Below are 21,863 nucleotides of genomic sequence, written 5' to 3'. Positions count from 1 at the left end.
TGGTTTCTTATACTCAATGAAAATCAAAGAGCAAACTAGGAAGCAAGCCGCAGACAGTACTTGGGTACGGCAAGGCGACGCTGACAAAGTTTGAATTGGATTTTCGCAGAGTATTCTTATATTCACTTGTAATAAAGCCTAATAGATGGTAAAATAGACGAGTGAAAAAAAGACAAAAAAAAGCAAAAAATAATCTACTGTGGCAGTATGGTCTAGGGATGACGATTTTGTTTGTGGTTATCAGCGCTTCCTTTCTGTATCTGGTGTTTTTGGGGATGAAACCTTATCAAACAGCTAAAAGTGAAGGAGAAAAATTAGCTCAGCAGTATGCAGGATTAGAGCAGGCTGATCAGGTTGACTTATACAATGGCTTGGAATCCTATTATAGTGTTCTTGGTCATAATAAACAGCAAGAAGCACTTGCTGTCCTGATTGGAAAAGATGACCATAAGATCTACGTTTATCAGCTAAATCAAGGTGTTTCACAAGAAAAAGCAGAAGCTCTTTCTAAGGAAAAAGGAGCAGGCGAGATTGACAAGATTACCTTTGGCCGTTATCAAGACAAGCCAATCTGGGAAGTCAAGTCAGGCTCTAATTTTTATCTAGTAGATTTTGAAACAGGAGCATTGGTCAATAAGGAGGGCCTATGAAACTATCCAACCGTGTTTTAGAAATGGAAGAAAGTGTCACTTTAGCTAGTGATGCGAGAGCAAAAAAATTAAAAGCTCAAGGTAAGGATGTCCTTTTCTTGACCTTGGGACAACCAGATTTTCACACTCCTGAAAATATTCAGGATGCAGCAGTTAAAGCTATTCGAGAAGGACAGGCTTCCTTCTATACAGTAGCTTCAGGTCTACCAGAATTAAAAGCTGCAGTGAATACCTACTTCGAGCGCTACTATGGCTATTCTGTAGCAAGTAATGAGGTTACCTTTGCCACAGGTGCCAAGTTCTCCCTCTATACTTTCTTTATGGCTGTGATCAATCCTTTAGATGAGGTTATTATTCCAACTCCATACTGGGTTAGTTATGGAGATCAGGTCAAGATGGCAGAAGGGATTCCAGTCTTTGTTCAAGCTAAAGAAGACAATGATTTTAAAGTCACAGTGGATCAACTAGAACTAGTTAGGACAGATAAGACAAAGGTTTTGGTTCTCAATTCACCATCTAATCCGACTGGTATGATCTATACTCGTGAAGAATTACTAGCTATCGGAAATTGGGCAGTTGAGCATGACATTCTGATTTTAGCAGATGATATATACGGTCGCCTTGTTTATAATGGAAATGAATTTGTTCCAATCTCAAGTCTATCAGAAGCAATTCGTAAGCAAACCATTGTTATCAACGGTGTATCTAAGGCCTATGCCATGACGGGTTGGCGAGTTGGTTATGCGGTAGGTGATCCTGAAATCATTGCAGCTATGAGTAAATTGACGGGACAAACAACTTCAAATTTGACATCTGTTTCTCAATATGCGGCTATCGAAGCCTTAACAGGACCACAGGATTCTGTTGATACCATGCGTAAAGCTTTTGAGGAGCGTCTCAATACCATTTATCCGCTATTATGTGAGGTCCCTGGTTTTGAAGTCGTTAAGCCACAAGGAGCCTTCTATCTCTTTCCAAATGTTAAAAAAGCCATGGAGATGAAAGGTTATACGGATGTGACTGACTTTACAACAGCTATTCTTGAGGAAGTTGGTTTGGCACTCATAACAGGAGCAGGGTTTGGAGCTCCAGAAAATGTCCGCCTCAGCTATGCGACAGACCTAGACACTCTTAAAGAAGCGGTTAAACGCTTGAAAGTATTTATGGAAAAATAAAAGAAAAAGAAAAGGAAAAATAATGACAAAACGTGTAACGATTATTGATGTAAAAGACTATGTTGGTCAAGAGGTGACGATTGGAGCTTGGGTTGCCAACAAATCAGGAAAAGGGAAAATTGCCTTCTTGCAATTGCGTGATGGAACAGCCTTTTTCCAAGGTGTAGCCTTTAAACCAAACTTTGTAGAGAAATTTGGTGAAGAAGTGGGGCTTGAGAAGTTTGATGTTATCAAACGCTTGAGCCAAGAAACGTCTGTTTATGTGACAGGAATTGTCAAAGAAGACGAACGTTCTAAATTTGGTTATGAGTTGGACATTACAGACATCGAAGTGATTGGTGAATCTCAAGACTACCCAATCACACCAAAAGAACATGGAACAGATTTCTTGATGGACAACCGTCACTTGTGGCTACGCTCCCGTAAGCAAGTAGCGGTGATGCAAATCCGTAACGCTATCATCTACGCAACTTATGAGTTCTTCGACAAGAACGGCTTCATGAAGTTTGATAGTCCAATCCTTTCAGGAAACGCGGCAGAAGATTCAACTGAACTTTTTGAAACTGACTACTTCGGAACTCCAGCCTACTTGAGCCAATCAGGGCAGCTTTATCTAGAGGCAGGTGCGATGGCTCTTGGTCGTGTCTTTGACTTTGGTCCCGTATTCCGTGCTGAAAAATCAAAAACACGCCGTCACTTGACTGAGTTCTGGATGATGGATGCTGAGTACTCATACTTAACACATGATGAGTCGCTTGACTTGCAAGAAGCTTATGTAAAAGCTCTTCTTCAAGGTGTTCTTGACCGTGCTCCTCAAGCCTTGGAAACATTGGAACGTGATACAGAACTCTTGAAACGCTACATTGCAGAGCCCTTCAAACGTATCACTTACGATCAAGCCATTGACCTCTTGCAAGAGCATGAGAATGATGAAGATGCTGACTACGAACATCTTGAGCATGGTGATGACTTCGGTTCACCACATGAAACATGGATCTCAAATCACTTTGGTGTGCCAACATTTGTCATGAACTACCCAGCAGCCATCAAGGCCTTCTACATGAAACCAGTTCCTGGAAATCCAGAGCGCGTGCTTTGTGCAGATTTGCTTGCTCCAGAAGGCTATGGAGAAATCATCGGTGGATCTATGCGTGAGGAAGACTACGATGCTCTTGTTGCAAAAATGGATGAACTTGGCATGGATCGTACTGAGTATGAATTCTACCTTGACCTTCGTAAATACGGTACTGTGCCACACGGTGGATTTGGTATCGGTATCGAACGTATGGTAACTTTCGCGGCAGGAACAAAACACATCCGTGAAGCTATTCCATTCCCACGTATGTTACACCGTATTAAACCTTAAATAATGAGATGAAAGTAAAAGGTCAAATCGGCCTTTTACTTTTTTTAAAAATGAAATCACTTAAAAATAAGATTAATATATATATATATATATATATATAGAAAAATACATATTTTGGATATAAAACGTAGACAGTTTAATTGAAATAATGTTATAATGTGAGTTGGGAATAAAGTACCTAAGTGCAGCTATCTTACTTTCTGAATCAGTCTGGGAATGGAGCGTTGTTTAAATACTTGGGTGTAATTCCTCAACTAAAATTTATTTAAAAAGGAGATAATATGTATTCAAGAATGGACAAGTACCACGGACAAAAAGTCCAGCGCTTTTCAATCCGTAAGTATAGTTTTGGAGCAGCGTCAGTAGCTGTAGCAGCCTATATGATGTTTGGTGGGGCAGCGACTGTTCAGGCTCAGGAGCCAGGTACATCAGCTACAGTGACTAGCGAACAGGTTAACTCTGATGCTGGAAATCAAGCAGATTCAACCAAGCCTGTAGCTTCAACTGAAACTTCTACATCAACTGTGGCGACACCAGCAACTGAGCAACCAACAGCACCAGCTGTAGAACAACCAACAGCACCAGCCGAAACACCAAAAGTGGAAGAAGCACCAGTTACAAAGGCTGATACAAGCAAATTGGAAGCAGCTATTGCTCGTATGGAGACAGCCCTTGGCAAAGCAGGAGTATCTGAAAAGACTGCCTCAGCTATTGAAGCAGCAAAAACAGAACTTGCTAAGGCTCAAGCCCTACTGTCAAACGACAAAGCAACACAAACAGAAGTAGATAAAGTTGCTAAAGAATTGAATAGCCAAGCTTTCGTTATTGAAAGTATGCCAAAAGCAACTGCAGACAAGAAAGAAGAAAAAGAAAATAAAAATCAAGATCCTAGAAATGGGAAAGCTATCCCAGGTAATGGGGAAAGGGGATTTAGAGCAGATACAGCAACTAATGATGCTACAGGTACATCTAGTAACGATGCTGCAGCAACTTCTACAACAACTACAGGAACTAGTGATACAATCACACCAACAAATCCAGCAAAACCAACAGCAAAAGATATTATCGGAAGTACAAGTACAGTATCACGCGAAAACTTTACTGGTTGGGATACCTATACAATGCCATTTGGTAGTCACCATGATGGAGAAGGTAATTTAGGTGTTGATACTCCAGAGAAAATAGCAGATGCTGCAGATTTAGAGTTTAGAGTGTTCTCTGATCAAAGAGATGGTACAAGACCAAGTCCTGGGCCATCTAACTATACATATAATGGTAAAGAAAATGATGTAAAAGGACGTATTGATTACGGCTTGAAGTTACCAGCAGCAGAAGTTCAAAAACTTATCGAAGAAGCACCTCTATGGCGTGGAAAACTAAAATATAATAATACTAGAATTTCAAGTCAAGTCGCAGCGACTTACTATGGAAATGGACCATATGAATATCTGCTTTCTAGTATCTATAAACTTGGATATGAACAAGGAATCGATAAAGTATACATTAAAGATGTAAGTAAACGTATTGAAGTAACAGAAGCTGCTAAAAAGGCTGGATGGACTGTTTCTGATTTTACAGTATCAAATATGCCTGGGGGATTAGTATATGATAAACAATCGGATAGTATACAAGGGGTTGTAACGCATAGTAGTCCATTTAACTATCAAAAACTAGTGGCGACAGTTACTTTTACTAATACCAAAACTGGAAAAAATGTAAGAATTCCGTTAGATCTACATAGATACGGTGGTACAGCATGGAAAGATGGGACGCCACCTACGTTAGAAATTAACGATGCCGTTAAAGAAGGTAAAGTAGGAGAAGAACTTGTAGTACCAGTAGAATATAGAGATGCTGGAGCTTCCCATGCCGGTGCACCAAATGGTAGAGATATTCCTTATAGTTTAACGGATGAAAATGGAAATCCTCTTAACCGTACAGCAACGATTAGAGAAACTGTGGGACGTGCAATTCTTGGTGTTTCTGGAGTGAAAATTACTGGAACTACAGGGGCAGGCGCTAGTACTGTTACAGATTTAACAGGGGATGACACTAAAATTCCTGGTGTCGGTTTCACAATTGCCTCAAATGACATGACTGAACGAAATAAAAATGGATTTAAAGGGACACCGACTGAAGCAGGGATTTACCGTGTCTCAATTTATGCACGAGACTATAAAGAAACGAATGCGAATGAAGCATATGCACATGCTACCTTTAAAATTTCACCTGCAGTATCTGTGAAAAATGTACATGCATATGATAAAGAAGTACCAATTACAATTTCAAGAGGTGCTTCAGAAGCTACGATTACATTACCAGATGGCACAAATACAAAAGTTGTTGCAAAAGATGGGAAATGGGTTGTTACAGAAACTACAAATACAGCTGTAAATGTTAATGATGAAATCGGTACAGTTGGCGAAACTTTCAATCTAAAAGTACTTCCAACTGCAACAGCTAAAGCAGCTACGGATAATATTAAGGTAACTGCAAGTAGTGAAAATGTAACAGCAACATTTACAAGAGCAGAAGTAGCTTTAAAAACTAAACTTGGAGAAAATGTAACAGCAATCTTTAATAAATCAACAGGTCGTTGGGATTTACCAGCTGAAATCGCTGAGAAGAAAACAGTTAACAGCGATGGAACGACTACATGGTTAAAACGTGACCTATACGTTGATGTTGATAAAAATGGGGAAACAATATTCAATGTTTATGAATATACTCGTACCTTAAATGCAGCAGGAAAAGTAACAGCTGTTAGCGATCCTACTCGTACATTAACAACTTATAACAAAGAAAATGCTGCAAATAGTGCAGCGGAGTTAGCTAATGATGCGAATAAAGGAATGGTTGTAACGGTTAAATACGATAAAGGTCTAGACAAATGGACTGCTGATGATAACTCTACTGTAACAGCGACAAAAACTGGAGATAAATGGACGATTTCTACTACATCTGGGTTCAATGGAACAGTCGATGTAGTGCAAACAGCAAGTTCTTCAGACAAAGCGTCTGTATTAAATGATGCTCCATCTATTAGCTCCACTTCTTATACTACAGTAAAAGGTGCTACAGTAGACTTAGTGAAACAAAAATCAGCTACAGTAACAATTACAGATAGAGAAGATGATGCGACAACTGCTCCAAATAAAAAGGAAACAACAGTTACAAAAGTAACGTTAACATCTCCTTCAGGAACAGTAACAGAATATAGTAGTGCAGCAGAAGCAGCAGCTGTTAAATTATCAGAAGTTGGTACTTACACAGTTAAAGTTGAAGTAAAAGATAGTAACGGAAATGTCGTTACTGCAGATACTGAAACGGATACTGGAACAAATAAAGGTGCAGACACTGCTGTGAATTCAACTACTTATAAAATTACTGTAAAAGATCAAGAAACGAATAAATTGTATACAGTTGAAGATGATGCAGTAACAAATGATCAGTTGAAAGAAAAAGTAAACCCTACAGCTGTAGACGGCTTTACTTCGACTAAAAATGATATTGCTGATATTCCAACAACAGCTAAAAAAGCAGGTCAAACATTAGAAGTGCCAGCAACAGTAACTTATACAAAAGGAACTGAAACAATCCCTGTAGAAACTAAAGTTGATGTAGTTGTTTTACCAAAAGTAGAACCAACAGGAGTAACAGTTCTTAAAGATAGTACTGGATTAGAAGAAATTGTTAAAGCGAAAGTAGTTGAAGCAGCTAATGCAGTTCCAACTGGCAAATTACCAGCTGGTGTAACTGTAAGAGTTAAAGAAGTTAAAGCAGAAACAGTACCAGCAACAACAGCAACTGGAGAACAAGCACCAGCAATAGCAGTTGTAGAGTATGTAAAAGATGGTAATGTAGTTAAAACTAGCGAAGTACCAGTACCAGTAACGGTAGTAGGTTCAACATCAAGTAACGTTGTCGTATTCGAAGGTGATACAGTAGAAGCTAAAACTGTTCAAGATGCAGTAACACCAGGAACTGATGGAACAAAAGGTAATCCTGCAATTCCAGAAGACCTAACAAAAACAACAGGTAAGAAAGAAGTAACGGTCCCTGTAACTTATGAAGGAATTAAAGATCCAGAACAAGTGAAAGTACCAGTAACAGTATTACCAAAACCAGAAGCTGAAGAAATTTTAGTTGCTAAAAACAGTGACAAGGAAAAGGCTAAAGAAAAAGTACTAGCTCAAGCTGAAAAAGCAATTGCTGATGGAACATTTACAGGTAAATTACCTCAAGGAGCAACAGTTACTGTTGATAATACAGTGCCAGTAACAATTCCTGAATTAACAGATGATACTGAAGTAGAAGTAACTGTTAAGTACACAGTTCCTGGACAAGATAAACCATTAACTACAACAGTTAAAGTGCCAGTTACAGTAGTTGAAGGTGTACCACAAATCGTACCAGTGGATGAAAGCAACAAACAACCAGATCCAGAAAAGAACATTGATAAGACAGATTATCCAGAAGGATCTACATTTAGATATAAGACTCCAGATGGACAAACATCTCCAATCGATGTAACAACAACTGGAGATAAGAATGTGATTGTTGAAGTGCTTGACCCACAAGGAAACACAATTGTTGAAGTTCCAGCAACTGTACGTGTAGTAGGTAGCACACCACAATTTGTAGTAGCAGATCCAACTAAGAAACAACCAGAAGCGAAAGATAGTGTTACACCAGGAGAATATCCAGATGGTACAACATTTGAATATAAGACACCAGTAGATACAACAACTGCAGGTGAAAAAGATGTGACAGTTGTAGCTAAGCTAAATGGTCAACCAATTGCAGAAGTTCCTGCAAAAGTAGTAGTTGTAGATCCTAAGACACAATACGTAGTAGCAGATCCAAGCAAACCACAACCAGATGCATCTAAGAGCATTGATCCAGAACAATATCCAGATGGAACAACATTTGAGTACAAAACTCCAGTAGATACGACTACACCAGGAGAAAAAGATGTAGTTGTCGTTGCAAAAGATGGAGAAGATAAACTTGTTGAAGTACCAACAAAAGTGAAGGTCGTACAAGGAAATCCACAAATCGTTCCAGTAGATGAAGATAAGAAACAGCCATCTCCTGAAGATAGTATTGATCCGAATGATTACCCAGATGATGCAACATTTGAGTACAAAGAAGAAGTAGATACATCTACACCAGGTGATAAGAAAGTTACTGTTGTTGTGAAACAAGGGGATAAGGTATTGGTTGAAGTGCCATCTACAGTACGTGTAGTGGAAAGTTATCCTAAATATGTCCCAGTAGATCCAGCTAAGAAACAGCCAGATCCAAAAGAAAATATTAATCCAAATGATTTCCCAACTGGAACAACATTTGAATATAAAGATAATACTCCAGTAGATACAACAACTCCGGGCGAAAAAGATGTAACAGTTGTAGCGAAGTTAAACGGACAACCAATTACAGAAATTCCAGCGAAAATTGTTGTTGTAGAACCTAAGACACAGTATGTTCCAGTGAATGCTGAAGGTGATAAGAAACCAAAACCACAAGATAGCATTACACCAGATGATTATCCAGAAGGTTCAACGTTTGAATATAAGACTCCAGAAGGACAAACAACTCCATATGATGGAACAACACCAGGTGAAAAAGATGTTACTGTAGTCGTGAAAGATTCAGATGGTGATCCAATTGTAGAAGTACCTGCGAAGATTAAAGTCGTTCAAGGTAAAGAACAATTAACTCCAGTAAATGCTGAAGATAAAGATAAACCTAAAGCTGAAGATAGTATCACCCCAAGTGACTATCCAGAAGGTTCAACATTCGAATACAAAGTTCCAGAAGGACAAACAACTCCATATGATGGAACAACTCCAGGGGATAAACCAGTTACTGTAGTTGTAAAAGATAAAAATGGTAATGTATTAGTAGAAGTTCCAGCAACTATTAAAGTTGTGGAATCAAAACCAACACCAATCGAAACACCAGTAACAAATACGCCATTAAAAGAAGAAGACTATACTAAAGGTCTAAATATCCCAGAAGGAGCAACAGCTAAAGTAGGAGATCTTCCAGATTTAACAACACCAGGTGAAAAAACTCCTGTAAAAGTAACGATTACATTACCAAATGGTAAATCTTATACTGTGGATGTTCCAGTAACAGTGACACCAGTTAAGGAAATTGAAACACCAGTAACTACAACACCGTTAACCCCAGAGGATTACACAAAAGGAATTAAGATTCCAGAAGGCGGTAAGGTTACTAAGGTTGAAAACATTCCAGACTTGACAACACCAGGTAAGAAAGATCCAGTTAAGGTAACGGTTGAATTACCAAATGGTAAAGTTATCACAGTGGATGTTCCGGTGAATGTAACGCCAGTTAAGGAAATCGAGACTCCAGTTACAACAGGTAAATTGACTCCAGAAGATATCTTGAAACAAATCAAAGTACCAGAAGGAGCAACTGTTAAGGTAGGAGATCTTCCAGACTTAACAACACCAGGTAAGAAGGATCCTGTAAAAGTAACGATTACATTACCAAATGGTAAAGTTGTGACTGTAGAAATTCCAGTAACTGTAACTCCTATTGAAGATATTGTTAAAAAACAAGGTGATCCAATTACTACTGAGGATGTTGAAAATCACATTCCAAAAGGAGCAAAAGTTATCTCAATTGGTGACAAACCTTCAACAGATATTTCAGGTGAAAGACCAAGTATTCCAGTTGTTATCGAGTTACCAAATGGAATTCGAGTTACTGTAAATATTCCGGTAATCGTAACACCAAAAGTAACACCAGTAGTAGTTCAAGTAGGAACACCAGTTACGCCAGAAGATGTTCAGAAACATATTGAATTACCAAATGGATGGAAGGTAACAAAAGTAGGAGAAATCCCAACAACAACTACACCAGGAACAAAACCTGTCGTTCCAGTAGAGATTGAATTACCAGATGGTCGTAAGATTACTGTCGATGTACCAGTCATCGTTACGCCAACTGTAAGACAAATTGTTGTACCACAGGGAACTCCAATCACACCAGACGATGTGAAAGGACATATCGATCTTCCGAAAGAACCAGGATGGGAAATTGTCGAAGTAGGAGAAATCCCAACAACAATTCCTGCTGGAGTGAAACCAAGCGTTAAAGTGAAGATTAAAGTTCCAACTGGAGAAATTGTTGAAGTAGAAGTACCAATCATCGTAACACCGAAAGTAACTCCTATTGTAGTGGAAGTTGGAACACCAATTACGAAAGAGGATGTTATTAAGAAAGTAGGTTTACCAGAAGGATGGGAAATTGTTGAAGTCGGAGAAATTCCAACAACTGAAACACCTGGAGCAAAACCAGTTGTTAAGGTAAAAGTTAAATTACCTGATGGTCGTATTATTACAGTGGAAGTTCCTGTAACAGTAACACCTAAATCACAAAATGGTGGAGGAGTGATTTCTCAAAATGGCGATTCAACTGTTCAGATTGTAACGGAATATCTTGATGAAAATGGTAACCGAATTACTTCAGATAAAGAAGGAAAACACAATCCAATAGAGTTGGAAGGATATGAATTTAGTCATTCAACAACGGATACTAAAGGAAATACCCTACATCACTATAAGAAAGTGAAAAAACCAATCAATCAAGAGCAACCAAGCTCTCCAGAGACTCCTACAAGTCCAGAAAAACCAGTAGCTACTCCAGTTCAGACAAGTTCTACAGATTCTAAACCAGTAGCTGTTGAAACAGCCGAAGCCAATGACAAGAAGGAATTGCCAAATACTGGTACAGAAGCTAACGCTAGCCTCGCAGCGCTTGGACTTCTTGGAGCCCTAAGTGGATTTGGACTTCTTGCTCGCAAGAAAAAAGAAGACTAAAAACTCATAGTTTTTGAGAAGATGATTCGTCATCTTCTTTTTTTATTTTGGTCTTTTTACTTGCGTAAAAAATTGTTTTTTAGTATAATAGTTTATTGTGAGCGAACCTCACTTACCCCTTGCAAAGTCTTGGGGTCATTAGACCAAAAGGAGGAACATATCAATGGCTAAATACGAAATTCTTTATATCATTCGTCCAAACATTGAAGAAGAAGCTAAAAACGCTTTGGTAGCACGTTTTGACTCTATTTTGACTGACAACGGTGCAACTGTTGTTGAATCAAAAACTTGGGAAAAACGTCGTCTTGCATACGAAATCCAAGATTTCCGTGAAGGACTTTACCACATCGTTAACGTTGAAGCAAACGACGATGCAGCTCTTAAAGAGTTTGACCGTCTTTCAAAAATCAACGCTGACATTCTTCGTCACATGATCGTCAAAACTGACGCGTAAGAAGGTAAACTATGATTAACAATGTTGTACTTGTAGGGCGTATGACACGTGACGCTGAGTTGCGTTATACCCCATCAAATGTAGCAGTTGCGACTTTTACTCTTGCAGTAAACCGTACATTTAAGAGTCAAAATGGCGAACGTGAGGCTGATTTTATCAATGTCGTTATGTGGCGCCAACAGGCTGAAAACCTTGCTAACTGGGCTAAAAAAGGCTCACTTATCGGGGTGACAGGTCGTATCCAGACTCGTAGTTACGATAATCAGCAAGGACAACGTGTCTACGTGACAGAGGTCGTGGCTGAGAATTTCCAAATGTTGGAAAGCCGTAGTGTGCGTGAGGGTCACACAGGTGGAGCTTACTCTGCACCAACTGCAAACTATTCAGCACCTACAAATTCAGTACCAGACTTTTCACGTGATGAAAATCCATTTGGAGCAACAAATCCATTGGATATTTCAGATGATGATTTACCATTCTAATGGACAACTAAAATTATAAAGGAGAAAAAACATGGCTCAACAACGTCGTGGCGGATTCAAACGCCGTAAAAAAGTTGATTACATCGCAGCAAACAAAATTGAATATGTTGATTACAAAGATACTGAGCTTCTTAGCCGTTTCGTTTCAGAACGTGGGAAAATCCTTCCTCGTCGTGTAACAGGAACTTCAGCTAAAAACCAACGTAAAGTAACAACAGCTATCAAACGCGCTCGCGTAATGGCTTTGATGCCTTTCGTAAACGAAGATTAAAAAAAAGACCCCGACGGGTCTTTTTTTCAGGTCCGGGCGGACCTCTTTTTCATGAGCTTTAAAACAAGAAAGCGAATTAAGACCCGGTTGGGTCTTTTTTTCACGAGATAGTTTTTTTCTGACCTTGGCGTGCTATAATGGTAATAGAAAGAGTAAAGGTGGGTAAGTCAAAGATGAATTGTACGATTAGAAATATGATTAAGTCTGATATTGAATCCTTATCTCATGGATTTATGAATCAAGGTTGGCCTGGTAGAGAGGAAATTTTGGCTAGATATTTTCTGGAACAGGAAAGTGGGGAGAGAGAAGTCTTAGTTGCAGAGATTGATGGTGCTGTAGCGGGCTACGTTACCATTTTGCCCTCTGCTAAACATGGTCCTTTTGCAGAAGTCTATCCAGAATTATCAGATTTTAATGTGTTTGAGCCTTTTCGAAATCAAGGGATTGGGAATCAACTGCTAGAAGAAGCAGAAAAACGAGTCAAGTTTGTTTCGAGTAAGGTCACTCTTGGTGTGGGTTTGCACTTAGGCTATGGCCCTGCCCAGAGATTGTATATCAGACGGGGCTACATTCCAGATGGGACAGGTGTCTGGTATCGAAATCAACCCTTGGAAATGAATGCAACTAGCCAAAATAATGATGATTTGGTTTTGTATCTAGTAAAGGAATTCGGATAAGAGACAAGGATTTTATTGGGGATATGGGATTTAGCTACTTTATGGTATAATGGAAAGAGTTAGATTGAAAGAGGTAGTGAGATGGATGCCAAATTAAGATACAAGGCAAAGAAGATCAAGATTGTCTTTTTTGATATTGATGATACATTGCGGAATTCAAAGACAGGTTTTATTCCAGCTTCAATCCCAACTGTTTTTAAGCAATTACGTGAGAAAGGAATTTTGACAGGTATTGCTTCTGGACGAGGGATTTTTGGTGTCGTTCCGGAGATTCGTGAGCTCAAGCCTGACTTTTTTGTGACCTTAAATGGAGCCTATATCGAAGATAAAAAAGGTCAGGTTATTTATCAACATAAGATTGAGAAGTCAGATGTTGAGGAGTATATCTCTTGGGCCAAGAAAGAAGGAATTGAGTATGGTTTGGTTGGGAGTCATGATGCCAAGTTGTCGACTCGCACCAATATGATTAGTGAGGCTATCAATCCAATTTATCCAGATTTAGATGTAGATCCTGATTTTCATGAAAAAGAAGATATCTATCAGATGTGGACTTTTGAAGATAAAGGAGATGACTTGCACTTGCCTGACAGTCTCTCTGATAAACTTCGCATGGTTCGTTGGCATCAACATTCGTCTGATATTGTGCCGATTTCAGGCTCCAAAGCGACGGGTGTGGAAAAGGTTGTGGAACACCTAGGTTTGAAACCAGAGAACGTCATGGTTTTTGGAGATGGACTCAACGACTTGGAACTCTTTGATTATGCTGGAATCAGCGTTGCAATGGGAATTTCTCATGATAACATCAAAGAAAAAGCAGATTATATTACAAAAACATTAGAAGAAGATGGCATTTTCGATGCCTTAGAAGGATTTGGTATGGTAGAAAAAGAATTGCATTTCCCACAAGTAGACATTGAAACAGTAGAAGGTCCTATCGCGACTATTAAGACCAATCACGGAGACTTGCATATCAAGCTCTTCCCTGAACATGCACCTAAAACAGTGGCTAACTTTGTTGCACTGTCAAAAAATGGCTACTATGATGGTGTCATTTTCCACCGTATTATCAAGGACTTTATGATCCAAGGTGGAGACCCAACTGGAACTGGTATGGGTGGCGAGTCAATCTACGGCGAATCATTTGAGGATGAATTCTCTGAAGAACTTTACAATATCCGTGGTGCCCTTTCTATGGCCAATGCTGGTCCAAATACCAACGGCAGCCAGTTCTTTATCGTGCAAAATCAACATTTGCCTTATTCTAAGAAAGAAATTGCTCGTGGTGGTTGGCCAGAACCGATTGCGGAAATCTATGCCAACCAAGGAGGAACTCCTCACTTAGACCGCCGTCATACTGTTTTTGGTCAGCTAGCTGATGAAGCGTCTTACGCTGTTTTGGATGCCATTGCTTCTGTTGAGACAGGGGCTATGGACAAGCCAGTTGAAGATGTCGTGATTGAAACAATTGAAATCGAGGACTAGGATGAAAATCGGTGATAAGCTAAAGGGTCGTATTACAGGGATTCAGCCCTACGGAGCCTTTGTTGAGCTAGAGACGGGTGATACGGGGCTGATTCACATTTCAGAGATTCGGACAGGCTTTATTGAAAATATCCAAGAAGCCTTGAAAGTCGATGAAGAGGTTCAGGTTCAGGTAGTGGATTTAGATGAATTTACAGGGAAAGCCAGTCTTTCTATCCGCACTTTGGAGGAAGAAAAGCACCAGTTTCCAAGACGGAGACGCTTTTCAAGCGATCGTTTTAACTATGGCTTTGCTCCTCTTAAACGAATGATGCCAATTTGGACCAAGGAAGCCCTCCAACATTTGAAAAATCAGAAGCACTAGTTAGAAATCTCTATCTTTTGTAATGTTAATATGAATTTGCTATAATAGGAACATGGAAGAAGAACAATTATTAAAATCAGGAGAGCGCATTAACCAGCTCTTTTCGACAGATATCAAAATCATTCAAAATAGAGAGGTTTTTAGCTATTCGGTGGATAGTGTTCTCTTGTCACGTTTTCCACGTTTTCCTAAAAAGGGATTGATAGTGGATTTTTGCGCTGGAAATGGAGCAGTGGGGCTATTTGCTAGCACTCGTACTCAAGCACATATATTGGCTGTTGAGATTCAGGAGCGTTTGGCGGATATGGCTGAACGCTCTGTCCGTCTGAATGGTTTAGAAGAGCAGATGGAGGTCATCTGTGATGATTTGAAAAATATGCCTGCTTACATCCAGGGAAGTAAGGTGGATATGATTTTGTGTAATCCACCCTATTTCAAGGTGGATCCTCATTCCAACTTGAACGAGAGTGAACATTATCTCTTGGCGCGCCACGAAATCACGACCAATTTGCAGGAAATCTGTCGTAGTGCCCAGAGTATTCTCAAGTCTAATGGGCGTTTGGCCATGGTTCATCGTCCTGATCGCCTCTTGGATATTCTGGACATGTTGCAACGGCACAATCTAGCGCCTAAGCGCCTGCAGTTTGTTTATCCAAAGAGGGAAAAAGAAGCCAATATGCTTTTGATTGAGGCTATCAAGGATGGCTCGACAAGTGGCTTTAAGGTCTTGCCACCTCTCATTGTCCACAATGATGATGGCTCTTATACGCCTGAACTTGAAGAGATTTATTATGGATCATAAGGCTTATATGTACGTGCTGGAGTGTCGTGATGGATCTTACTATACAGGCTATACGACTGATGTGAGAAGACGTCTCGCTGTCCACAATAGTGGGAAGGGAGCCAAATATACACGAGCACGCTTGCCAGTCAAACTTATCTATGCTCAAGGTTTTGCCAGTAAGGAAGAAGCCATGTCGGCAGAAGCCTTTCTCAAGCGCAAGAAGAGACCACAGAAGGAAAGATTTTTATCTGAAAATCAAGATAGAAATTTGCTTATACTCAATGAAAATCAAAGAGCAAACTAGGAAGCTAGCCGTAGGCAGTACTTGAGTACGGCAAGGCGAAGCTGACGTGGTTTGAAGAGATTTTCGAAGAGTATCAGTTATTTTGAAGAATTGTGAGGAGCCCTTTGACTCCTCTTACTTTTGTCAAAAAGCGAAAAAAATGCTACAATAAAGAGAATAAACAAAATGAGGTATTATCATGTCTAAGATTCTAGTATTTGGTCACCAAAATCCAGACTCAGATGCCATCGGGTCATCTGTAGCCTTTGCCTACCTTGCAAAAGAAGCTTACGGTTTGGATACGGAAGCTGTTGCCCTTGGAACTCCAAATGAAGAAACAGCCTTTGTCTTGAACTATTTTGGTGTAGAAGCACCGCGTGTTATCACTTCTGCTAAAGCAGAAGGTGCAGAGCAAGTTATCCTGACTGACCACAATGAATTCCAACAATCTGTATCAGATATCGCTGAAGTAGAAGTTTACGGTGTTGTAGACCACCACCGTGTGGCTAACTTTGAAACTGCAAGCCCACTCTACATGCGTTTGGAGCCAGTTGGTTCAGCGTCTTCAATCGTTTACCGTATGTTCAAAGAACATGGTGTAGCTGTGCCTAAAGAGATTGCTGGTTTGATGCTTTCAGGTTTGATTTCAGATACCCTTCTTTTGAAATCACCAACAACACACCCAACAGATACAGTCATTGCTCCTGAATTGGCTGAATTAGCTGGTGTAAACTTAGAAGAGTATGGTTTGGCTATGTTGAAAGCTGGTACCAACTTGGCAAGCAAATCTGCTGAAGAATTGATTGATATCGATGCTAAGACTTTTGAATTGAACGGAAATAATGTCCGTGTTGCTCAAGTAAACACAGTTGACATCGCTGAAGTATTGGAACGTCAAGCAGAAATTGAAGCTGCAATGCAAGCTGCTAACGCAGCAAATGGTTATTCTGACTTTGTCTTGATGATTACAGATATCGTCAACTCAAACTCAGAAATCCTAGCACTTGGTGCTAATATAGGCAAGGTCGAAGCGGCTTTCAACTTCAAACTTGAAAACAACCACGCTTTCCTTGCTGGTGCTGTTTCACGTAAGAAACAAGTGGTACCTCAATTGACTGAAAGCTTCAATGCTTAAGATTTTGAGTGTTAATTCAAATTAGGAAAGGCTAGTTTGCCTTATATCGAAAGGAGTTTCGGCTCCTTTTTTTCTAGGAGTGAAGCATGTTAGAAAATGGCGATTTGATTTTTGTGAGAGATGAGTCAGATATGGGACAGGCCATCCAGACTTCCACAGGCAACTATAACCATGTTGCGATTTGTTTGGATGGGATGATTTACCACGCTAGTGGACAGGATGGTGTTGTCTGTCAGGAACCAGTAGACTTCTTTGAGTCCAATCACTTGTACGACCTCTATTTCTACCCAGAAATGGATATCCAGTCTGTGAAGGAAAAAGCTTGCAAACATCTAGGGGCACCCTACAATGCTTCTTTCTATCCAGATGGAGCTGGTTTTTACTGTTCCCAGTATATAGCAGAAATTCTCCCCATTTTTGAAACTATTCCCATGAAATTTGGGGATGGGGAGCAGGAGATTAGTGATTTTTGGAGAGAGTATTACAGAGAACTAGGTCTGCCTGTTCCTTTGAACCAGCCGGGGACCAATCCTAGTCAGTTGGCAGCATCGCCTCTGTTAGAATGTAAAGAAAGGAATCTTCATGATTCAGATTTTTAATCCATCTCGTTTGACGAGACAGCCATTTTTTGGAGAATTGATCCGCTATCTGGACCAGCATGAGGATGTTATTTTGCGAGAAATTAAGGCTCAATTTCCAGATGTGGCAGTTGATAAACTCATGGAAGAGTATATAAAGGTTGGCTTGATTCGTCGGGAAAATAAGCGTTATTACCTCAATCTTCCCATGTTTGAATCACTTGATAGTCTCGAACTGGATCAAGAGATTTTTGTCAGCGAAGATAGTCTGATCTATCAAGCCTTGTTGGAGCAGACTTTTGAGACGGAATTGCGAAATCAAACCAATGCAGCTATTTTAGTTGAAAAGACGGACTTTGCACGAACAAAAATGACCCTGTCCAATTATTTCTATAAGGTAAAACATCAGTATCCTTTGACAGAAAAACAGCAGGAACTCTATGCCATTTTGGGAGATGTTAATCCTGAGTATGCCCTCAAATATATGACGACTTTTTTGTTGAAGTTCCTCAAAAAAGACCAGCTTATACAGAAACGCCGTGATATCTTTGTGGATAGTTTGGTCGTCCTAGGTTATATTGTCCAAAATGAAGAGGGGAAGTATGAGTTGGCTATCGATTTGGATAAGGAGAGATTAACTTTCTACTTAGCGTGAAATTTTGTTTCTGAGCACATTGTTTGACTTTCCTTAGTATTCGGTATAAACTATATGTAACCGGTAACACATATCGGAATAAAATTAAAGGAGACAATCATATGTCACTTGAAAACAAATTGGAACAAGCAACAGGCGCTATCAAAGAAGGATTTGGTAAAGTTACTGGAGATGGCAAGACTGAAGCAGAAGGCGCTGTAGAAAAGACAGTTGCTAAGGCAAAAGAAGTAGTTGAAGATGCTAAAGGTGCTGTAGAAGGTGCCGTTGAAGGTTTGAAAAACGCTTTTAAATAAAGATAAAAAAATCAAGGGTTTCATTTCCCTTGATTTTTTACTATCTTATAAATAATTTTCTGCGATGGCTGCATCTCCAGGATAGGCTTCTTTCTTACCTTGGACGATTTGGTAGCAATCGGCTCCCTTACCAGCGATAATGACTGCATCTAATGCTTGATTTGTGATAGCCATGGCTGCCTTGATGGCTTCTTGGCGATCCGCAATTTTTTCAACAGGATGATTGATATAGCTACTAATTTCGTCTGCAATGGCCATTGGGTTTTCATAGTTGGGGTCATCAGCAGTCAGAAAGACTTGAATCTCAGGGTGTTGATTGAGGAGGAGGCCAAAGTCCTTACGACGACTTTCTCCCTTATTTCCTGTCGAACCCAGAACCAGAGCAATCTTTCCAGTTTGATGAGTTTCTACAACATTGATTAGTTTTTTGAGACTGTCACCATTGTGGGCATAGTCGATGAAGACCTTGGCTCCGTTTTTCTGGGTGAGGACTTCCATACGACCAGGAACACGGGTAGCAGCGATTCCTTTTTTGATGTCCTCAAGACTAGCTCCGAGACGGAGACAAGCAAGTCCAGCAGCAACGGCATTTTCTTGATTGAAGTGCCCAATGAGTTGAATATCATAATCTCCAGCGAGTTTACCCGTAGCTGAAAAACTAAAGGCTTTGGAATTCTCGATTTGATTATTTGATTGGCTACCATAGAAATCATGGTCTTGATCTGCCACTTGTTCTTTCAAGACAGAAAAGTGGTCCATGTCACTGTTAATGATAACTGCTCGGCTATTTTCCATCAAGAGACGTTTGTGGTAGAAGTAGTCTTCAAAGCTAGGGTGTTCAATCGGGCCGATATGGTCGGGGCTGATATTGAGGAAAACTCCCACATCAAAGGTTAGACCATAGACACGTTTGACCAGATAGGCCTGACTGGAGACCTCCATGATGAGGTGAGTACGGTCATTTTGCACAGCTTGATTCATCATGTCAAAGAGGTCAATACTCTCAGGGGTTGTCAATGCAGACTTAAAGAAAGTCTTGCCATCTAGAGTTGTATTCATGGTCGAGAGCATAGCAGGTCGATGCCCTTGAGATAAAATGTTATAGGCGAAGTAGGCTGCTGTTGTTTTACCCTTAGTACCAGTAAAGGCAAGGAGTTTGAGTTTTTTCTGTGGATTGCCATAAAATTCCATAGCTACCAAACTCATGGTTTTCTTGATATCACTGACGATGATAGCAGGAATACCAACCTCATAGTCTTTTTCAGCCACATACCAACCGAGGCCTTGAGAGATGGCAGAAATCAGAAATTCCTTCTTAAAGGCAGCACCTTTAACGAAAAAGAGGCTCTTCTCTTTGGCCTTGCGGCTATCATAGCAGATGGTGTCAAATACGACATGGCTGTAGTTGTAGTGATAATGTCCTTGGTCGATAATCTCACGGAAGAGACCATCTTTCTTTAAAATATCTAATACGGTTTCAATCTTAATCATACTTTCTATTGTAAACCGAAAGTCGTAAATTTACAAGTGACAAGGAAAAGTTTATAATGGAAGATGAGGAATTTTTCCTAGTTATTAAAATTAAATGAGGAATCTATGTCTAACGAAAACAATCACCAGCAGGCCCAGATGTTACGGGGAACTGCTTGGCTAACGGCTAGTAACTTTATCAGTCGTCTACTCGGTGCCATTTATATCATCCCTTGGTATATCTGGATGGGGTCTTATGCGGCTACAGCAAATGGTCTCTTTACCATGGGCTACAATATCTATGCCTGGTTCTTGCTGGTTTCAACAGCAGGGATTCCAGTTGCGGTTGCCAAGCAAGTTGCCAAATATAATACCATGCGAGAAGAAGAGCACAGCTTTGCCCTGATTCGGAGCTTTTTAGGCTTTATGACAGGACTAGGTCTGGTTTTTGCTTTAGTCTTGTATGTCTTTGCTCCTTGGCTAGCAGATTTGTCGGGTGTAGGGAAAGACCTGATCCCAATCATGCAGAGCTTGGCTTGGGCGGTCTTGATTTTCCCATCTATGAGTGTTATCCGAGGCTTCTTCCAAGGGATGAATAACCTGAAACCTTATGCCATGAGCCAAATCGCTGAGCAGGTCATTCGTGTTATCTGGATGCTCTTAGCTACCTTTATGATTATGAAAATGGGCTCAGGAGATTATCTAGCAGCGGTTACCCAATCAACCTTTGCTGCCTTTGTCGGCATGGTAGCTAGTTTTGCAGTTTTGATCTATTTTCTTGCCAAAGAAGGATTACTTAAAAGAGTCCTTGAAACAGGAGATAAGATAAACAGCAAGCGTCTTTTGGTTGACACCATTAAGGAAGCCATTCCTTTTATCCTGACAGGGTCTGCTATCCAGCTTTTCCAGATTTTGGACCAGATGACCTTTATCAATAGTATGAGTTGGTTTACCAACTATAGTAATGAAGACTTGGTTGTCATGTTTTCTTATTTCTCTGCCAATCCTAATAAAATCACTATGATTTTGATTTCTGTTGGGGTTTCGATTGGGAGTGTAGGCTTGCCGCTTTTGACTGAAAACTATGTTAAGGGGGACTTGAAGGCGGCTTCTCGTCTAGTTCAGGACAGCATCACTATGCTTTTCTTATTCTTGCTACCAGCAACGGTTGGAGTGGTCATGGTAGGAGAACCTCTCTATACTGTCTTCTATGGCAAGCCAGATAGTTTGGCTATGGGCTTGTTTGTCTTTGCAGTTTTGCAGTCTACTATTTTAGGCTTGTACATGGTCTTGTCTCCAATGCTTCAAGCCATGTTCCGCAACCGCAAGGCAGTTCTCTATTTTATCTATGGTTCCATTGCCAAGCTGGTCTTGCAACTTCCAACCATCGCTCTGTTTCACAGTTACGGGCCTTTGATTTCTACAACAATTGGGCTCATCATTCCTAATGTTTTGATGTATCGGGACATTTGCAAGGTAACTGGTGTTAAGCGCAAGGTGATTTTGAAACGAACCATTTTAATCAGTTTGTTAACTATTTTTATGTTTCTAGTAGTTGGGACATTGCAGTGGATTTTAGGATTTGTCTTCCAACCAAGTGGACGTTTGTGGAGCTTCCTTTATGTAGGTCTTGTTGGTGTCATGGGAGGAGGAATTTACGGATTCTTGAGTCTTCGCACTCGCTTATTGGACAAGGTGATTGGACAAGCTCAAGCAGATCGCCTGCGAGCAAAATTAAAAATTTCTCAATAATTTTTTATAAATAAAGGGAATAATTTGAACGTTTCTATCAAGGAATGATTAAATTATTCGGCTCTTTGTCAACTGTAGTGGGTTGAAGAAAAGCTAAGATCGAGAAAGGACACATTTCGTCCTTTCTTTTTTGATA

General features: G+C 40.0%; 18 protein-coding genes. 17 read left to right on the top strand and 1 reads right to left on the bottom strand.

Annotated features, from left to right (window positions below; genetic code table 11):
* Positions 1 to 161: 161 nt before the first annotated feature.
* The 16 genes from M1F55_RS02675 (at position 162) to M1F55_RS02600 (ending at position 18,505) form a co-directional block, all read left to right on the top strand.
* Complete coding sequence (locus M1F55_RS02675; protein ID WP_247947224.1) at positions 162 to 650, top strand: cell wall elongation regulator TseB-like domain-containing protein; 489 nt, start codon at positions 162 to 164, stop codon at positions 648 to 650.
* Positions 647 to 1,825, top strand: coding sequence for a pyridoxal phosphate-dependent aminotransferase (locus M1F55_RS02670; protein ID WP_247947223.1), 1,179 nt, complete (start codon positions 647 to 649; stop codon positions 1,823 to 1,825). Before M1F55_RS02675 ends, M1F55_RS02670 begins: the two co-directional genes overlap by 4 nt.
* Before the next feature lie 22 nt (positions 1,826 to 1,847).
* Positions 1,848 to 3,191: an asparagine--tRNA ligase gene (gene asnS, locus M1F55_RS02665; protein WP_000167160.1), complete on the top strand. Its 1,344-nt coding sequence runs from the start codon at positions 1,848 to 1,850 to the stop codon at positions 3,189 to 3,191.
* 281 nt (positions 3,192 to 3,472) lie between these two features.
* Positions 3,473 to 11,047: a Rib/alpha-like domain-containing protein gene (locus M1F55_RS02660; protein WP_247947222.1), complete on the top strand. Its 7,575-nt coding sequence runs from the start codon at positions 3,473 to 3,475 to the stop codon at positions 11,045 to 11,047.
* 163 nt (positions 11,048 to 11,210) lie between these two features.
* Complete coding sequence (gene rpsF, locus M1F55_RS02655) at positions 11,211 to 11,501, top strand: 30S ribosomal protein S6 (RefSeq protein WP_001151786.1); 291 nt, start codon at positions 11,211 to 11,213, stop codon at positions 11,499 to 11,501.
* A gap of 11 nt (positions 11,502 to 11,512) precedes the next feature.
* Positions 11,513 to 11,983, top strand: coding sequence for a single-stranded DNA-binding protein SsbA (gene ssbA, locus M1F55_RS02650; RefSeq protein WP_000609606.1), 471 nt, complete (start codon positions 11,513 to 11,515; stop codon positions 11,981 to 11,983).
* A gap of 31 nt (positions 11,984 to 12,014) precedes the next feature.
* Positions 12,015 to 12,254 carry a 30S ribosomal protein S18 gene (gene rpsR / locus M1F55_RS02645; RefSeq protein ID WP_000068664.1) on the top strand — a complete coding sequence of 80 codons (240 nt, stop codon included), beginning with the start codon at positions 12,015 to 12,017 and terminating at the stop codon, positions 12,252 to 12,254.
* Between the two features lie 173 nt (positions 12,255 to 12,427).
* Positions 12,428 to 12,931 (top strand): GNAT family N-acetyltransferase, encoded by a 504-nt coding sequence (locus tag M1F55_RS02640; protein WP_004244450.1) that lies wholly within the window; start codon positions 12,428 to 12,430, stop codon positions 12,929 to 12,931.
* A gap of 81 nt (positions 12,932 to 13,012) precedes the next feature.
* On the top strand, positions 13,013 to 14,413 hold the full coding sequence (locus tag M1F55_RS02635) for a bifunctional Cof-type HAD-IIB family hydrolase/peptidylprolyl isomerase (protein ID WP_247947221.1): 1,401 nt from the start codon (positions 13,013 to 13,015) through the stop codon (positions 14,411 to 14,413).
* Position 14,414: 1 nt separating this feature from the next.
* The gene (locus M1F55_RS02630) at positions 14,415 to 14,777 is read left to right on the top strand and encodes a S1 RNA-binding domain-containing protein (protein WP_000689605.1); all 363 of its coding nucleotides are present in this window, start codon (positions 14,415 to 14,417) and stop codon (positions 14,775 to 14,777) included.
* A 52-nt stretch (positions 14,778 to 14,829) separates the two neighbouring features.
* Positions 14,830 to 15,579, top strand: a complete 750-nt coding sequence (locus tag M1F55_RS02625; protein WP_143951832.1) for a tRNA1(Val) (adenine(37)-N6)-methyltransferase — start codon at positions 14,830 to 14,832, stop codon at positions 15,577 to 15,579.
* Positions 15,569 to 15,865, top strand: a complete 297-nt coding sequence (locus tag M1F55_RS02620) for a GIY-YIG nuclease family protein (protein ID WP_247947220.1) — start codon at positions 15,569 to 15,571, stop codon at positions 15,863 to 15,865. Before M1F55_RS02625 ends, M1F55_RS02620 begins: the two co-directional genes overlap by 11 nt.
* A 178-nt stretch (positions 15,866 to 16,043) precedes the next feature.
* The gene (locus M1F55_RS02615; protein WP_049547125.1) at positions 16,044 to 16,979 is read left to right on the top strand and encodes a manganese-dependent inorganic pyrophosphatase; all 936 of its coding nucleotides are present in this window, start codon (positions 16,044 to 16,046) and stop codon (positions 16,977 to 16,979) included.
* 86 nt (positions 16,980 to 17,065) lie between these two features.
* Positions 17,066 to 17,578, top strand: a complete 513-nt coding sequence (locus M1F55_RS02610; RefSeq protein ID WP_084953298.1) for a YiiX/YebB-like N1pC/P60 family cysteine hydrolase — start codon at positions 17,066 to 17,068, stop codon at positions 17,576 to 17,578.
* Entirely contained in the window at positions 17,562 to 18,212 is a 651-nt protein-coding gene (locus M1F55_RS02605) for a DUF1803 domain-containing protein (protein ID WP_247947219.1), read from the top strand. Before M1F55_RS02610 ends, M1F55_RS02605 begins: the two co-directional genes overlap by 17 nt.
* Positions 18,213 to 18,313: 101 nt before the next feature.
* Positions 18,314 to 18,505, top strand: coding sequence for a CsbD family protein (locus tag M1F55_RS02600; RefSeq protein WP_000051182.1), 192 nt, complete (start codon positions 18,314 to 18,316; stop codon positions 18,503 to 18,505).
* Between the two features lie 45 nt (positions 18,506 to 18,550).
* On the opposite strand, the gene M1F55_RS02595 is transcribed toward M1F55_RS02600, so the two are convergent.
* Entirely contained in the window at positions 18,551 to 19,996 is a 1,446-nt protein-coding gene (locus M1F55_RS02595) for a UDP-N-acetylmuramoyl-L-alanyl-D-glutamate--L-lysine ligase (RefSeq protein WP_247947218.1), read from the bottom strand.
* Positions 19,997 to 20,101: 105 nt separating this feature from the next.
* On the opposite strand from M1F55_RS02595, the gene M1F55_RS02590 reads away from it, so the two are divergent.
* Positions 20,102 to 21,727, top strand: coding sequence for a putative polysaccharide biosynthesis protein (locus tag M1F55_RS02590; protein WP_247947217.1), 1,626 nt, complete (start codon positions 20,102 to 20,104; stop codon positions 21,725 to 21,727).
* Positions 21,728 to 21,863: the final 136 nt, after the last annotated feature.

It is taken from the genome of Streptococcus mitis (genome assembly GCF_023109235.1).
Taxonomy (GTDB): domain Bacteria; phylum Bacillota; class Bacilli; order Lactobacillales; family Streptococcaceae; genus Streptococcus; species Streptococcus mitis_DA.
Note: the sequence above shows the minus strand (reverse complement) of the source record. Positions and strands in the feature narration are given on the sequence as shown.